Source organism: Leptothoe kymatousa TAU-MAC 1615 (assembly GCF_018739865.1).
Classification (GTDB): domain Bacteria; phylum Cyanobacteriota; class Cyanobacteriia; order Phormidesmidales; family Phormidesmidaceae; genus Leptothoe; species Leptothoe kymatousa.
Map to the genome: position 1 here is coordinate 95,456 of NZ_JADOER010000004.1, position 15,787 is coordinate 111,242.

Consider the following 15,787-nt stretch of genomic DNA (forward strand, 5'->3'; position numbering starts at 1 on the left):
GATTAAGCTGCCTAAATTGGATAGATAAATTGGGTGCTTGGGACGGCTGTTTATGGTTTACTGTTATATGCTGTTGTGGAAATATTAAACAGCTCTTGCGGATGTGGTGGAATTGGTAGACACGCACGCTTGAGGGGCGTGTGGCTTATGCCATGCGAGTTCGATTCTCGCCATCCGCATTATTCAAAACGGCTCACTTTTGTTACCAAAGTGAGCCGTTTTGTTGAAAGTACATCCATTGGCTCCATTCGAATGCTGCATAGCTTGGGTCAACCGTATATCATGAAAACAGTTATGAATTTTTGTAAACAGTTTTGACTTCAACGCTTGGACCATCGCCAAAGGCTCAGACTACCCATGGATGGCATTCTCTGGATATGCTTTGGCAGGGGGATAAGGCCGTTGTGAAGAAGGGGCTGCCCCACGATCAGCTATCGCCAGCCTGGCAAATTTTAATGCTGGGGGATGGTTCCCCCACCCGTCATTTGCAGCTGCTCACCAGAGAACCCACCGAGGTAGATGTGATTGAAATGTCCTTGGTGGGCATGGCCAATGATGGTGCCCCCGATGTGATTAGCTATGTGCCGGGGCCTAGGCTGCGACGGCAGGTGTGGCTGCGGACTGCCTCTGGCCAGCGTTTGGCCTATGCCACATCCTGGTGGGAAGCCAGCCATGTGGATGAATATTTGAAGAATCGTTCCTTGCCCATTTGGGCTAGCCTGGCCAATTTACGCACTGAACTGTATCGAGACATTCAGGGCATTTACTATGGTTGGAGCCCACCGTTGGAAGCGGCCTTCGGTCAAAAAGGACCCTTTTGGGGGCGCCACTATTTATTTTGGCACCATGGCAAGCCACTAACGCTGATTTATGAGGTTTTTTCTCCTTATTTAATGCGTTATTTAGGGCCTATGCGTTCTGAAACTAGCCATCGTTAGATGTGTTCGCCCGATGGCGTCGTTTCCGGCATCGGTCAGAACAATATTTCACCTCTTCCCAACAGTCGGCCCATTTTTTTCGCCAGGTAAACGGGCGCTGGCAGACAGCGCACGGTTTGGTGGGTAGATCGGATTTGCGGCGTTGGCGGGCCATGGTGCTGACGGGCTTTGGTTTTGGTGACTTGTTCTAGGCTCAGTGTAAGGGACTTTCCTGGGGCCGTGGGGCTGCCTTTGGGGGCAAGTTGTATCCCTTTTGCCTGTGCAGGATTAGGATATGCGTTAGTTGATGATTTTTGTATACCGTAGGCGTTGAATGGATGCCTACTCTGAGATCGCATGTCCTCTGATAGTTCCCTAGCGCAGCTGCGTATCGTTTTAGTTGAGCCTGCTGGCCCTTTGAATGTTGGTTCAGCTGCCCGGGTGATGAAAAATTTTGGCCTCACTCAGATGGTGTTGGTGAATCCCCAGTGCGACCCCCATAGTGCCGATGCGAAGCAAATGGCTGTGCATGCCTATGATGTGATTGAAGCCGCTACCATTGTCGGCACATTACCCGAGGCCTTGGTGGGGTGTCAGCGTGCGATCGCAACCACAGCCCGGAGTCGAGATTTACAGACTCCCCTGGAGTCTCCCGCAAGTACGTTGCCCTGGCTGTTTGAGTCATCTCCCAGCGCTTTGATTTTTGGCCCTGAAGATCGGGGCCTTAATAATGATGAGATGCTCCAAGCCCAGCGATTTATTAAAATTGAAACGCGGCCGCCCTACGAATCGCTCAACTTGGCCCAGGCCATTGCCATTTGCTGTTACGAATTATCCCAGGCAGAGCAACGTTCGTCGTCCGAGGTGTTACCTTCCACCGAGGAAGTTGCTACCCTAGACCAGCTTGAAGGGTACTATCACCACCTGGAGTCGGTTTTGTTAAAAATCGGCTATCTTTATCCCCATACGGCGCTTAGTCGCATGCGAAAATTTCGCCAGCTCGGTCATCGCGCGGCTTTGTCTTCCCAGGATGTGGCCATGTTACGTGGCATCCTGCGGCAAATAGACTGGGCGGCAACCCATCAGGGAAAGGATGTGCCAGCTCCCTAAGGAGCGCCACGATGAGCCAGGGCAACGGTTAGCAATGCGTTTAGCAATGCGTTCACACTTATGACGGATCCACAGCAGCCTCATTCCACCTCACGCCGATCGGGTCGGCCTCGACGGCAACGTCGCCCCAAGCCATTCCCTTTGTCTAGGGGGGGTAGCAAAGACTCACCCAAAAGCAGGTCATCGCGTCAGCGTTCAACGCCGACGGGTCCTGCCACGGGCATGTTTGGGGACATGGTCGATCCATCCCGCCATGTGCGTCGCAATCGCCGGGGGCGCTCTGCATGGCCACCCGAATCTAAGGCGTCCTTTTTTCCAAAGCTGCCAAAATCTTTGGTCTATGGCGTCCGGCTTTTAATTATTGGCTTAGGGGTGGCGGCGATTGCCGGCACCTTGCTGTCGGTGCTCACACCAGCGGATGAATCCCTGGGCCAAGGAACGGCGGCTGAAGTGCGCTCGGCTGTGAATGCATCGGCCAATAAGGATGATGATGTGCTGGTGCGGAATCGGGAGCTAGCTACCTTAAAGGGGAGTTTAGCCGAACTGCAGGAGCTCATCCCTGAGCTAACCCCCACCGTCTATGTATTCGATTTGGATACCGGGGACTATGTAAATATGGCCGGTACGACGGCGGTGCCTGCTGCTAGCACGATTAAGTTACCGATTTTGGTGGCCTTTTTTAAGGCCGTGGATGATGGCCGCATTACCGTTGACCAAACGCTGGTGATGCAATCTAGCCAGATCGCTCAGGGGTCTGGTGATATGCAGGTGCAGCCCCCTGGGACGCGCTACACCGCATTAGAAGTGGCCACCCAAATGATCATTAATAGTGATAATACGGCCACCAATATGATGGTGGATTTGTTGGGGGGCGGCGCCTCCCTCAATCAGCAGTTTGTCGATTGGGGGCTGACGACGACGGTCTTGAATAATCCCCTTCCAGATATTGAGGGCACCAACACCACCAGCGCTGAGGATCTAGTGCGGATGTTGGCCCACCTACATAAGGGAGACCTCCTGACCCTGCGCTCTCGAGATCGTGTGTTTAATATTTTGCAGCGTACTTACAACAAAAATCTGCTGCCATCGGGGGTGAATGAAGGCACGGTTAGCTATAACAAAACTGGCGATATTGGCGAAGTCCTAGGGGATGTGGCCCTGATCGATGTGCCCAATGGTAAGCGCTATGCGATCGCAGCCCTGGTGCAGCGTCCCGATAATGATGGCCGAGCCCGAGAATTGATTCGACGCATTTCTCAAATTGTTTATCAGACCATGGATGATGCAGTTTCTGTGATTAAGCCCGTATCGGGTGAGCGGCCCGCATCCACTGACCCCGCCTCCACACCGGGGGAACGATTGCCGGCGCCCGAAATTGCCCCCTAGTGGCATGCCCTAGGCCAACAAAATCATGCAGAGAATCACCAATATCTCAAAAATAATTCTGGATTAAACCCTGAAATAAAGGAAAACCTGTGGAGTCACAGTTGACAAGAACCCATCTTTGATACACTCTGTCAGACAAGTTCGGGGGTGTCCCATCTACACTCTGATACTGGCCAATGCGAGAGAAATATGAGCAACCCCCCTGTAGATATCCATCAGGTTAAAAAACTAGCTTCCACTGGCCATTTTCGTTCAATTGCCCTGTGGCTAAATTATCCCCTCGTTCCCCAGGCAATCTATGCCCAGGTACAGCCCCATGAAAAGTCTGGCTACTTACAAGTTTTAATTGAATTTGAACGTCCACCCAGGCAAGACGCACTAATCCGTCTAATCTGCCATCGTATTTGTTTGCTCGAATCCAGCGTTATTCGTGGCGTGCATCTGGTTGGGCGTCAGGTAGGCATGCAGCAGCCTCTCTGGCAGCAACGGGTGCGTCTGGCAAAACGCCGTCGTTTTTCGGCTCCGGCGGTGGCCAATGGTGCAGTTCCTTCCAAGTCAGCGCCGCAGCCGTTGCATGCACCGCAGTCGGTCCATCCGCCCTCCCCACAGCCTTTGGCGAACGATGGCCAGCAGCCTGACCCCGTGCCACAAAACCCATCGGACTTAGTCACGGCTATTCCCTATGGGAGTGAAACCCTCGATACAGTTCCCTCGGCTCTAATTCCGCGCGAATCCAGCCATTCCGACCGTCGTCGTCGTCGTCCACATCGCAGCACCGCTCCAGCGCCGGTAGTGCATATTCGCCCAGCGGATATCGATTCCACGCGCACGCCTTCCCTGCGCCGCCGTATCCAGCGCCGTCGCATGACGCTAATTCCAGGCGAAATTTTGGAACACCAGTTTAAATATCTGCGGGCTATTGTAATCACGGGGTCGGCGGCGGCGGCCTTTATCCTGGGCTGTGTGACCGAATCCGTCATGTTCAATCGGGGGCAAGTGGCTCAGTCCCCCGCACTGCCTGCTGTGGATGAGGGCTGGCGTGCATTGAGTGATGTGGAAGCTCAGGAAGTTGCCTACCGTTCTTCCATCCGCGAGCCGTCTGTGTCTGCAGCATTAGAGCCCGTTGCCGTGATGCCTCACGAAGCGAACGATCCACAGGATCCCACTGTCACCCTTGTGTTTGGTGGTGATGTGGCTGTGGGTGATGTGCCTTTGCAAACGCCTGATGCGGTTGGTCAGGTGCTAGGAGACTTGGACATGTTTCGTGAAGCCGATGTCGCCATGGTGGGGTTGGGCAACTCCCTAGCCATGGCAGACACCTCTTTGCAAGAAACCTACCTGGACCGTTCCCGGGCGGATGCGGTAAATTCCCTAGAACAAGGGGGGATTGATATTGTCAGTCTCACCGGAGACCACACCATGGACTTCGGTCGTCATGGTTTAACCGAAACCCTCGAATCCCTAGATAGTGCCGGGATATATCGAGTAGGTGCAGGGCGCAATAGCCAAGAGTCTCGGCGACCAGAAATTTTAGACGTTAAAGGGCAGCGAATTGCATATTTGAGCTACGCCCCCGAAGGAAGCTTTGGCGCAGACATTGATAAAGCTGGAGTTAACATCCAAGACAAAGCTGGCATCGTCGAAGATATTGCCGCATTGCGCCAAGCTGTGGATTGGGTGGTGGTTAACTATCGCTGGCATGGTGAGCTGGAAACCGAACCCAGTTGGAAGCAGATTAACCTTTCTAGAACGGCCATCGACGCCGGGGCAGATTTGGTTGTGGGGTATCACCCTAAGCAAGTCCAGGGGGCTGAATTATATAAGGCTCGGCCAATTGTCTACGCCTTAGGGGATTTTGTCTTTCAAGATGCTCCCTTGGAAAATCGAGATACGGCAACCCTGCGGGTTTCGCTGCGAGATCAGCAGATGAAGGTGGAATTTTTGCCCATCAGCATTCGTGATGCGCGGCCTAAGGAAGCCTCCATAGAAACGGCAAAAGCTATTTTGAAACAGATCCGTCAAGCCTCCGCCACCTTTCCTTCACCCTTGAGGTTTCCAGCCATTTTAGAAGCAACTCCTCCCCAGGAGCCTCTGCTAAAGCCTGACAAAACATCGGCTCCCCTGAAGACCCTGGGGGAACTAGAGCCGTCTCAGGCCACCGAAACCTGGTCTGACCCGTGGACCGAAACCTGGACTGAAGATCAGCCGACGGATGCCGGCACGGTGGACTCGAATACGTGGGTGCCGGAGCAATATGAGCCGAATAGCTATGAATCAGGTGGCTATGAACCGGATAGCTATGGGCTAGATAACTATGAACTGGATGGCTATGACCTAAATAGTCCAGAGGCTCCCAATATTCCGTCTGTGGATGCTGAAATGGCGACGCCTGAGTTCGAAGCGGAGGCAGAACTGCCGGCATCGGATTTGGAGGATCCATGGGGCGACCCCTATGACAACACGGTCAATATTAATGCCCCGGTTGGACCGTTAGATGGTTTTCAGGCTCAGCCTGATGCCTTCACCAACGACTATGGCGCAGCTGATGATGTTGTAGATGATGCGCTGCCGCTACCAGAGAAGCCAGCGAACCCTTTACCGAAGGAAAATTTAGGGACCGAAGGGTTTTCCAATCAAGATTCTGTTGTCCCTGATAGCATCCCGTCAGGAGATGCGGTTACTGAGGATGGTAGTTTCTTAGACGAGTCCATGGGCGGAGAAGAGCAGCCTGATGAAGAGCTCGTTGTGCCTGTTGAGGAGCCTTTGCCGGGGTATGACTCTTTGCAAAACTGGGGGGAAAAGGAATCACCCCACAAGGAATTCAACCCGATTCAAGATCGCTTAAACAGCCTCAAACAAGATGGGCTTGATACTACATCGGATGAATGGGCGCCGATGTCGGCGGAACAGCCCCCTCTTCTAGAAGAGGACCCTCTGGAGGTAGATAAGTCTATCAAAGATACATCTGGTGCCATTTCCCCCCACGATGAGCCGTTGGTCGGTCCCCTGAGTTAGGAAAACGCGCTCGGTTTATACCTATTTTGGTGTCTTGCTGTGTAGAAGAAGGCACATAGGTTGGTGCTGTGTTCGTAATTATCAAAAACCAACGTGTAATTAAAAGCTACATACGTATGAATGTAGCTTATGTATCAGTGGACAAATTTGGACAGATTCCATAAAAAAAATCCCCTCGGGATGACATCCGTGAATACCCTTATTCTACAAAGGTTTTCTGGCGTAGATATCGGTCTATTTACGCAGATTTTAGTACACCTGAACTCAGTATTTCTACTGTGTTTGGATACAAGGGGTTTACCACATCGTAAAAGATTCAGGTATACTTTTACTTCCCACCTGGATCCTTGTAGAAATCTTAAAAATCAGGGTAAGCGCGTAGCATTTTGAGGCAAAAGACACATTCCTGAGCCGTTTTATACTGATATCGTTCAGTGGCTCGGAAGAAAGAACATAGGCAGGTCAATACTCGTATGACCTCCTTTCGATGTTGTAATCTTTGTGAGATTTATAACCGCTATGGGAAGGGCAGGAAAAGCACTTAAGCATGTACTGACTCAGTACGGAATTAGTCAAAATCGTTTGGCTGTAACAATGGGCGTCGCCCGTTCAACTGTTAATCAATGGGTCAATGAAGTTAGCGATCCGCTAGCTGATTCGGTCCCGGAGATTATTGTGGCATTGGAAACCTTAGAGCCAGCTGCGGCAAATATTTTCCTTAGTATGTACTTGGAAAGAGGCGCTGAAGCAGCTGCTGAACGTTAGAAACTTTAGAGCACAAAACTAAGCTGTTACTTAGGGAATCCAGGTGGGATTGAGGCCTGCAAAGGGAAGCGCCTGAGGCTCAATGGGCTGCGGTCGCTTGCTAAGGCGAGCTTCAGATGTTTGATACAGGGGTAACAGCCAAAGTTTAGAAGTTGCGATCGCAACACCATCATCTACAATCGCCGAATTGTCTGCACCCGGTGTAATTTCGTCATACAAGATAGCCAAGCCGTCCGGGGCGAGGCTCATATGACTTGATGGTTGTGGAGGCAGTTGCCGCAGCTCCTCCACATCGCCTGTTTGCAGATTCACAACGGTGATAGACGGTTGTACCTGATAGGTTTCAGCTTCTATCAGTTCGCTTGTGAGGCAAAACAAAAGCTCATTGGTAGGGTCAAATTGCGCGTCTAATATTGCCCCTGTGACATTGAGGATGGGCGTTTCATCGCCCTGATTAGATACCCAAAACAATGTTTGGGTATATCGTTTTTCAGGATCATCCTGGTTGAAGCTAACCATGGCCGCTGCAGCGCCATTGCTAGCTACATCCATGACTAGTCCATATTCAGGCAAAAAATCTAAGGTTTCTCCACTTTGCTCATCCTGAGCATTATTTAAGGCGATAACGGCCGTCCCTTGCCCCTGTTGTAGTAGCAGGGACTGGCTGTCCGGAGCGATAATAAAATCGCCGCCAGGTTCAGTTTCTAATCGTCGAGGCGCCTGTCCTTGGGTAATCACCCAGGGACCGAAGTCCCCTGGGTTGTCTCGACCAACGCGCTGTACAACAATAGTTTGACCATCTAAGGACAGATCAAATTTCAAATTTTGATAGTCCTGATTATCTAATACGGTTTCGATATTGCCACTGGCTTGAGATGTTTCTCCTAAGCCGGTGGTTACTGTATATAGCTGTTGATCTTGTTGGCCACTTTGTCCCGGTTCAAGGGCTGCCAAGAGAATGCGATCGCCCTGACTGTAGGGCTTGTAGTCGAGGATGGTCCATCCTTCTGGAGTTAGGGCCGTTTGGGACTGATCGCTCAAGTTATAAAGCATGAGTCGGCCCTGTTCGTCGCCCTCAACACCGATGTAAACAAAGGAGCGCTGACGGGAGGTGAAGGTAGCCTCAAAAGGGGTGAACTTCGCGGATGCCCCACTAAACCGATCGCTCGCTACGGGTAAACTCACCTTAAAATCGCTGCCGTAGGGCGCTGGAAAATTTAATGTGTAGGCCATGCGCCGTCCGGCCCAGCTAAAACGACCGGGCAATGGGGGCTCAATGGTTAAATTTTCCTCTACGCTCGCCTGGTCCATGGGACGGCTAAAGGTCATCAGAAAAGAGGTGTCTTCAACGCCAATTTTCTGGTTGTCCCAGCTAAATTCTCTTACCTTAGATGCAGCTGGACCGCCAAAAAGCACCATGCCAGCCATAATCACTGCCAGTAGGACCATGAGGGCCTGGGCTAAACGATCCAGAGGCTGGCGACGACGAAATTTGGTCATCTTAATACTCGTAGGGGTTGCGGGGTTCGGGGATGGTTTCAATCTTAGTGGGCTCGATGGTGAGCTGACGCTGGCCATCGATGGTAGCGGTCACCATTTTGCCTTCAATATCTAGCCAGCTATCAGGGTTGTAAGCCTGGCGCGATACCGCTAGCTGCACCGGTAAACCAACCGGATAAGCGTCTGCAGCACAGCAGGTTAAAACAAATCGTGACACCATTAAATAGTCTTCGGGCCAGGTATCTGGATGAATGACAAAGCCTGATACTTTAACGTTTTGACCCGTATAAGCATCGGGCTCAGGATAAACGTTAAGAGTGCGAATCCAATCGATGATGGTCCTTTCATCGGAGGAGGTTTGTCGAACGAAACGTTGGGGTTGAGACCGGGTCATGGTGAGGGTGTCCGAAACCCCCCGTTGGATGGCCGTATCACTGGCAAAGGCTCGCGGCGTATAGATTAGGCCTAGAACTGCCACCGCTAATAGAATGAGGCTACTGATCTGGGGCGGTAGCAAGGTGGTATGGCCGGGGGCTGGCTGCACCCGTCGCTGTCCTTTGATGGTTTTGATCAGCTTGAACAGGGCCATGGCCAACAGCACCATGGCGGCCCCATTGGCTAGCCACATATAGTCTGGGTGCAGTAATAGGAAGAGTTTGCCGGTTATCCAATATCGAAATAGGGTCAAACTCCAAGCCGCTAAAACAGCCACATCTAGCCACTGTTGATTGAACCAAGGTTTCTGGGGTGAGCGCTTGGGGGTCTTTTTCTTGCGTGGTTTGCGGTTTCGTCTAGCTGACATAGAGATTCATAAATAGGGTCAAAATAAAGCACATTTGTGCGCCCAAAATAAAAATGTAGAAAATGGCCCTAGGTTTAAAGAGGGTCATGAGCAACCCGATGTTTTTTAGGTCAATCATGGGCCCAAAGACCAGAAATGCTAGCTGTGAGCCGGTGGTAAAGGTGGATGCGAAGGATAGGGCAAAAAATGAATCTACGGTGGAACAAATAGAGACCACGGCGGCGAGCACCATCATTGCGATGATGGACGTAATAAAGTTTTGCCCCAGGGCTAAAATCCAGTCCCTTGGGATGGCTACCTGCACAAACGCCGCGATCGCACTGCCTAACACTAAAACCGCACCCAGTTCCTTGAGCTCTTGGATCATGTTATCCACCACCAGCTGAAGCTTTGTGGCCAAAGGTTGATCTGGTTTTTGAGCTAGCACTGCCGCCGGATCATCTAGCTGGATTGCGGCCCCATCGGTTTGTAAAAGATACGTCCCCGAGCGCAGTAGCGGATTCACCTGTTCTTTTTTTTGTACCTGGGGCATCTGTCTCACCACGGCGTTTTGCAGAATGGGGCGCAAATCTTTTTGCCGACTAAACACCCAGGCAATGGTGACAGCAATGATTAATGTAAAAATGACCCTGAGAAAAACAATCTCTGGCTGATCGCGAAACGCCACCCAGGTGGCCCAAAAGACAACCGGATTAATGGTGGGTGCGGCCAACAAAAAACCGACCGCGACCGAAGCAGGCGCCCCTTGAACAATGAGGCGTCGTGCCACGGGCACATTGCCGCATTCACACACCGGAAAGAAGACGCCCATTAAGCTACCGGCCAAGGCCCCCATCAATGGGCCCTTGGGTAGCAGTTTGATCAACGTGCGTTCATCAACAAAGAACAATAGCAAGCTGGAAAACGTGACGCCAATTAGCAAGAATGGAATAGCCTCCACCAACAAGCTAAAGAAAAGCGTTAGTCCATTGCTGAGTTGTTCCATAAATAGTGCAATTGTGAGTTCTCTATCGCTGAGCAGCTATTCTACAGGAGCATCAAGCCTTCAGCTGCACCAATGCTAAGCGGATGGATAAAAAATCTAATTGTGTGCTCTACCAAAGGCACACTTTACTGACACTGATATTGCCAGAAAAACAAACATCAACATCGGCTCCCGGGTCGCGTCGCCGGTTTTTATACGTGCCAGTATAGCGAAATTGACCTGCCTCTAGGCTAGATTCTGTGGGTAATGGCTGGGTGCAAACCGGGCAAAAGACAATGTCGGGCTCTGTTTGCGATGGGGAATTGAGCGGTAGGTTCACATTCCAAAACTGACCGGCTGCAATGGGTTTGTCCATGAGCACTTTTAAGACCCGGGCGGTTTGGTGGGTGGCTCTTTCCCAATCAATGGGGATACTCTGGTTTTTGTACTGGGAAAAAGAAATGGCTGGCACCCTTAGAAGAGTTGCCTCCCGGGCCGCTGCGACGGTACCTGAAACGTAGATGTCGGCCCCCAGGTTGCCACCGCTGTTGATGCCCGATAGCAGCCAATTTAGTTTTGGATAGAGGTGGTGGGCCACCCGGGTGCAGTCGGCGGGAGTGCCGCCCAGGGCATATCTCTGGGGAGCTTGCTGTTTGACGTCGATGGCGCAGTTGCCTCGGTTAATTTGGTGGCTACAGCCAGATAAGTGTTGGTCTGGGGCCACAACACCAATGGTGGTGTCGTCTGAGATGCTGGCAATTGCCTGGTAGAGTGCTTCGATACCTGGAGCATCAATGCCATCATCGTTGGTGAGAACGATATTGGTCAAAACTTTGTGGGGCATGGGACGTTCACAGTGACTCACAAAATGGCGTCACCTGTAAATACCCGCACTGCAGGCCCCGTCATATAGATGTGATTGTTGCTGGCCGACCATTCAATTTGGAGGGGACCGCCTGGCAGCTCAACGGTGGCTTTGCGATCGCATTTGCCATTGAGCACCGCTGCCACCAACGAGGCACAGGCCCCTGTGCCACAGGCCAGTGTGGGCCCTGCCCCCCGCTCCCATACCCTCATTTTTAGATAGTCCGAGCGCACCACCTGGATAAATTCCGCATTGGTGCGTTGGGGAAACGCCCCATGGGTTTCAACCAAAGGCCCAACGACCGCTAAGGGGACCGCATCCGTATTGTCGACAAAGGTAATGCAGTGGGGATTGCCCATGCTGACGCAGGTGACCTGATAGGTGTCATCCCCCACGGCTAGGGGCACATCAATGGCTTTCTCCCCTGGTAAGGTGGTTGGAATTTCGGCGGCCATCAGGCGAGGTTCGCCCATATCCACCGTGATCTGACCGTCGGGCTGGAGCGTGGGCACAATTTGCCCGGCCAAGGTGTGGATGGTGTAGCGATGGGGCCGCTGCCGGGGGTGTCCAGCGGCCGTGTCCAAATCGGCTAGGTATTGCGCCATGCAACGAATGCCGTTGCCACACATTTCGGGTTCTGAGCCGTCGGAATTAAAAATCCGCATGGTGTAATCTGCACCGGCTTCGCCAGGGAGGGCAAAAATGACGCCGTCGGCGCCAATGCCGGTATTGCGATCGCATAGCTGAATCGCTTGTGTAGGGGTTAAAAGCGGCGCTGTCTGGTGACGATTATCCACCAAGATAAAATCATTACCCAGACCGTGATACTTACTAAAGGGGAGACCCATGGCGTGGGGAAATATGGGTGAACGGTGTACCCGAAGTAGTATAGACCGGGTACGTTATTACTGTTTCATCTGAGATTGCCATGGCTACCGAATTTGACACAGGTTTACCCAGCGTTCGCCAGCTGCAAGGCGTAATCCGCGAGCAGAGTACGGTTGAAGTTAAGCTGCTGACGGGTGATGTATTGAACGGCATGATTGTGTGGCAAGACGCCCATGCCATCTGTTTGAGTGTAGATGGTGCAACGATGCTGATGATGCGGGCGGCGATTGCCTATGTCAAAATATCGGCTTAAATAAATTCGACACTGTTGTCTATTTACAATTTTTTTGTTTAAAGAGCGTGGGGCTAACCTTAGCCCCACGCTCTTTACTTATCGACTGCGATGCGGAGTTCGGAAGATGGTCTAGAAGCCAGGGCACCTATCATGGCGCCGTGTGGCAACACAATATTTTTACGGATTACCCTTTAGTTTTAAAGAGTTAGCTGATTGCCCCCATCGCGATGCTTTTATTTACTCCGTAAAAACGCGGTGATTCTAGTTTTCTCCGGTGATTACATCAAGTATTTTCAGTAAGAAATGGAGTATCCATCAACTATTTTTTCTATTAGTTCTATCGTGTTTTTATGCACTAAATGTGTTTGTTCATGAACGTCCGGGCATAATAGCGTCAACACAATCCCTGGGGGTGCTTTCCAAGATTCAACAGGGGTTGCTAGTTGCTGATGGAGCACATTTTCTAACCCCATTAGGATGTTTGTGCGGTTCCATTGTTGCTACAACCTATGGCTTCAGGATATTGCTTTATCCGAGGCAATGGACTTATATAAATGGAGCGTTTTCTCAATGGTAAAAAGCTGTAAAAGCCTCTGCCTACTATTTTTGAAAACATCGATTTATGACCATCTACTAATCCCATCAGCAACATCCCAGACTGTTTACAGAGATATGCAACGGAGCCATTTGACAGGATGAGCAGTATTGAAAAAATCGTTGACCAAGCATTGCAGGATGGTTACTTGACTCCTGCTATGGAAGCCGAGGTGGGCCGCATTTGCGACACTGCATCTGAGCTTTCCATTGAAGAATATATGGCCCTTGATCGGCTCATGGGTTCTCTTCTCACGGGCGAGGTGGTTGCTGTTCCCCGTAAGCAATTTATCAATGTGATGGAAGAGTTGGTGCTGACAGAGGCTATTGCTCGGGTGGCCGAAATCGAGGCTTCCACTGACTGTAGTCTGGATCTGGGCGATGTGGCTGCCTATGCTCTCAACCGTCTTCCACCCTTGTATGCCACTACCGAAGAAGGCGCATCTTATCAGCGTAATAAGGCCAATGAGGAACTGGCTGAACTGATCTCTGATCAAGTGAAAGATGCGATCGCAAATAGTCTGAACCGACCTGACTTCTTCCCAGAGCGCGAAAGCATTAAGCGTTCTAGCGATGGCTTCCTCGGTCAGATGAATGATCTACTGAAGGACTATGCCCATAAGTTTGAGCCTGCCCAAGTTGCTTAAGCTTTAGACAATCAGAGACAGTACAAATCCGAATTCATTCAGTCTGGTTAAAAGGGGCAACCCCATCGGGGCATTCCCTAGTGGAGGGCGGCTAAGCTTACTGTCGAAGCCTGCCCTTCAATACCGGGCACTCTGAGTCAGGATTTTGTATAAGTCAAACCAACGATCAGGCCCCGATAGATTTCTATCGGGGCCTGATCGTGTTTCTTAAACCGGTGCCGAGCTGGCGGCCAAAGGCCACCTGTTCCTAGGATGGGTTTACAGCGGGCGATATACCCGGTAGTTAATGCTGGGGAAGATGTTGTCGATTTCCTCAACTTTTTGCAGCCAGCCAGAATCAATCTTTTCAGCCATGATATCTTCCCGTAGCTTGTCAAAGCGCAATAGGTGGGCCCGAGTGCGGCGAACGGCGTAGGGCACCATGGTGCCGGTGCGCATAATAAATGCCCAGTCAGACGATTGAGCTAGCAGCAATTCGCGCGCGGCCTGGTTCAGGGCTCGCCATTCTAGTTCATCGGCGGGTTCACGGCGGGCCAGTTCAATCATCCGTTCTGCCGCTTTGTGCAAATGGGGATAGATCCAGGCGTTGGTTTCATTTAGCCAATATTCATGGAAACCTTTGTAGCCCCAGCTAGACTGGGACGGACGACACACTTGCTGGGTGGGGTTGCCCCGCAGATAGTCCGCCAGGTGAGTCATTTCATAGGTGTCTTGGTCGAACCAGGTCTTACGGAAGAGGTAGTCAATAAACCAGGGACCTTCGTACCACCAGTGGCCAAATAGCTCCGCATCGTAGGGGGAGATCACAATGGGCTTGCGCTGCATCATGCCATTGAGGTTGGCAATTTGCTGACCGCGGTTGTACATAAAGTTGCCCGCGTGTTCAGCCGCCTTTTCCCTAGCCCAGTAGGGGTCGTACCAGTCTTTCTCAGAGAGGCCTAGGTTTTTGCCCGTAATCTTGTGATATTTAATGCCCACGTTCTTGCGCTGACCGTTGGGCATGATATACGGCTTGATATAGTCGTATTCTGCGTCCCAACCTAGGTCGCGGTAGAACTCACGATATTCCGAAGCCCCTGGGTACCCCACTTTGGACGACCACACTTGCTGGGAAGACTCATGGTCACGGCCAAAGGCGGCTACACCGGTTTCAGTGTAGATGGGGGCGTAGGCCCCAAACCGAGGACGGGGGCGGGCATAGAGAATGCCGTGGCCATCGGTGAGGAAATACCGCAGCCCCACGTCGGCCACCATGCGTTCGAGGCCTTCGTAGTAGGCGCATTCAGGTAACCAAATGCCGGTGGGGGCACGACCAAAGTTTTCTTCGTGGCTCTCGACGGCAACCTTGAGCTGTGCCCATACCGCTTCGGGGTACATCTTCATCAGCGGTAGGTAGCCGTGGGTGGCACCGCAGGTGATGATGTCTAGGTTGTTGCTGTCGACGTACGTTTTAAAGGCAGATATTAGGTCGCCCTTGTGGTCTTCCCACACCTGGCGAGTGTGGTTAAACTCATTGGCGTAATATTCCGCCAAGTACTTAACGTGACCGTTGTGCTCATTGCGCTCGATTTCGCGCTCGGTCAGTTCTTCAAGATTGGTCAGATGCTCGTCGTAGCGTTCTTGGAGCAGGGGGTCTTTGAGCATCGACACCAGGGGCGGTGTCATGCTCATCGTCATTTTGAAGTCGATTCCATCCCGCTTGAGACCATCGAACATGGTCAAAAGTGGAATATAGGTTTCGGTAATTGCCTCAAACAGCCACTCTTCTTCTAAAACAAAATCACTCTCTGGGTGCCGAACGAAGGGAAGATGTGCATGGAGAACCAGAGCAAGATATCCGAGAGACATAGGGCAACCTTTGATTGAAAGTGAGCATCTTATGGAAAATTGCTAGGCTAGCCTTAGCCCTTAGCTATGTTTACGTTTCAGGAACAAAAAAAATGCTTTACGGTTGAAGCTAAGGTGCTAAACCACTTTCAGGGAAAGCTTTTTAGGAAGCTAGCAGTGATGAATGGCAGCATCAAAGAAGTAAAACTTTAAACTAATTTAAGCATTTCTCGAGTGCATTCGATTAAGGAAATGAGTGAGCTCAATGGAAC

The 15,787-nt window shown here is 51.4% G+C and carries 14 protein-coding genes and 1 tRNA gene; 8 read left to right on the top strand and 7 right to left on the bottom strand.

All coding sequences use genetic code 11. The features are described 5' to 3' along the window. The first annotated feature begins 97 nt into the window (after positions 1–97). Positions 98–179, top strand: a tRNA-Leu gene (locus IXB28_RS02950). Between the two features lie 198 nt (positions 180–377). Next, complete coding sequence (locus IXB28_RS02955) at positions 378–938, top strand: chorismate lyase (RefSeq protein ID WP_215617897.1); 561 nt, start codon at positions 378–380, stop codon at positions 936–938. Here the strand turns inward: IXB28_RS02955 and IXB28_RS16975 are convergent. Next, positions 925–1,092 carry a DUF2256 domain-containing protein gene (locus IXB28_RS16975; RefSeq protein ID WP_215617059.1) on the bottom strand — a complete coding sequence of 56 codons (168 nt, stop codon included), beginning with the start codon at positions 1,090–1,092 and terminating at the stop codon, positions 925–927. The two genes, IXB28_RS02955 and IXB28_RS16975, sit on opposite strands and share 14 nt — an antisense overlap. A 182-nt stretch (positions 1,093–1,274) precedes the next feature. Here IXB28_RS16975 and IXB28_RS02965 point away from each other — a divergent pair, with 182 nt between their 5' ends. The 4 genes from IXB28_RS02965 to IXB28_RS02980 all read left to right on the top strand — a co-directional run bounded on the left by IXB28_RS02965 (position 1,275) and on the right by IXB28_RS02980 (position 7,193). After that, entirely contained in the window at positions 1,275–2,027 is a 753-nt protein-coding gene (locus IXB28_RS02965; protein ID WP_215617060.1) for an RNA methyltransferase, read from the top strand. A 234-nt stretch (positions 2,028–2,261) separates the two neighbouring features. Continuing rightward, the gene (locus IXB28_RS02970) at positions 2,262–3,413 is read left to right on the top strand and encodes a serine hydrolase (protein WP_215617061.1); all 1,152 of its coding nucleotides are present in this window, start codon (positions 2,262–2,264) and stop codon (positions 3,411–3,413) included. 189 nt (positions 3,414–3,602) lie between these two features. Then, a complete protein-coding gene (locus tag IXB28_RS02975; RefSeq protein WP_215617062.1) occupies positions 3,603–6,428 on the top strand; it encodes a CapA family protein in 2,826 nt (941 codons plus the stop codon). Between the two features lie 519 nt (positions 6,429–6,947). Beyond that, positions 6,948–7,193, top strand: coding sequence for a helix-turn-helix domain-containing protein (locus tag IXB28_RS02980; RefSeq protein ID WP_215617063.1), 246 nt, complete (start codon positions 6,948–6,950; stop codon positions 7,191–7,193). A 30-nt stretch (positions 7,194–7,223) separates the two neighbouring features. Here IXB28_RS02980 and IXB28_RS02985 read toward each other — a convergent pair whose 3' ends face one another. The 5 genes from IXB28_RS02985 to dapF form a co-directional block, all read right to left on the bottom strand. Beyond that, on the bottom strand, positions 7,224–8,693 hold the full coding sequence (locus IXB28_RS02985) for a hypothetical protein (protein ID WP_215617064.1): 1,470 nt from the start codon (positions 8,691–8,693) through the stop codon (positions 7,224–7,226). A 1-nt stretch (position 8,694) separates the two neighbouring features. Next, entirely contained in the window at positions 8,695–9,495 is an 801-nt protein-coding gene (locus IXB28_RS02990; protein ID WP_215617065.1) for a TIGR03943 family putative permease subunit, read from the bottom strand. Beyond that, positions 9,485–10,480 carry a permease gene (locus IXB28_RS02995; RefSeq protein ID WP_215617066.1) on the bottom strand — a complete coding sequence of 332 codons (996 nt, stop codon included), beginning with the start codon at positions 10,478–10,480 and terminating at the stop codon, positions 9,485–9,487. The genes IXB28_RS02990 and IXB28_RS02995 overlap by 11 nt, the downstream gene beginning before the upstream one ends. Before the next feature lie 109 nt (positions 10,481–10,589). Beyond that, positions 10,590–11,303: a 5'/3'-nucleotidase SurE gene (gene surE, locus IXB28_RS03000; RefSeq protein ID WP_215617898.1), complete on the bottom strand. Its 714-nt coding sequence runs from the start codon at positions 11,301–11,303 to the stop codon at positions 10,590–10,592. Between the two features lie 17 nt (positions 11,304–11,320). After that, positions 11,321–12,172, bottom strand: coding sequence for a diaminopimelate epimerase (gene dapF / locus IXB28_RS03005; protein WP_215617067.1), 852 nt, complete (start codon positions 12,170–12,172; stop codon positions 11,321–11,323). Between the two features lie 80 nt (positions 12,173–12,252). On the opposite strand from dapF, the gene IXB28_RS03010 reads away from it, so the two are divergent. Together IXB28_RS03010 and IXB28_RS03015 are read left to right on the top strand one after the other, a co-directional pair. Continuing rightward, positions 12,253–12,465, top strand: coding sequence for an Hfq-related RNA-binding protein (locus tag IXB28_RS03010; RefSeq protein ID WP_215617068.1), 213 nt, complete (start codon positions 12,253–12,255; stop codon positions 12,463–12,465). Positions 12,466–13,142: 677 nt separating this feature from the next. Next, complete coding sequence (locus IXB28_RS03015; RefSeq protein WP_215617069.1) at positions 13,143–13,688, top strand: late competence development ComFB family protein; 546 nt, start codon at positions 13,143–13,145, stop codon at positions 13,686–13,688. A 258-nt stretch (positions 13,689–13,946) separates the two neighbouring features. Here IXB28_RS03015 and IXB28_RS03020 read toward each other — a convergent pair whose 3' ends face one another. Beyond that, entirely contained in the window at positions 13,947–15,536 is a 1,590-nt protein-coding gene (locus IXB28_RS03020) for a glycoside hydrolase family 57 protein (protein WP_215617070.1), read from the bottom strand. Positions 15,537–15,787 lie beyond the last annotated feature (251 nt).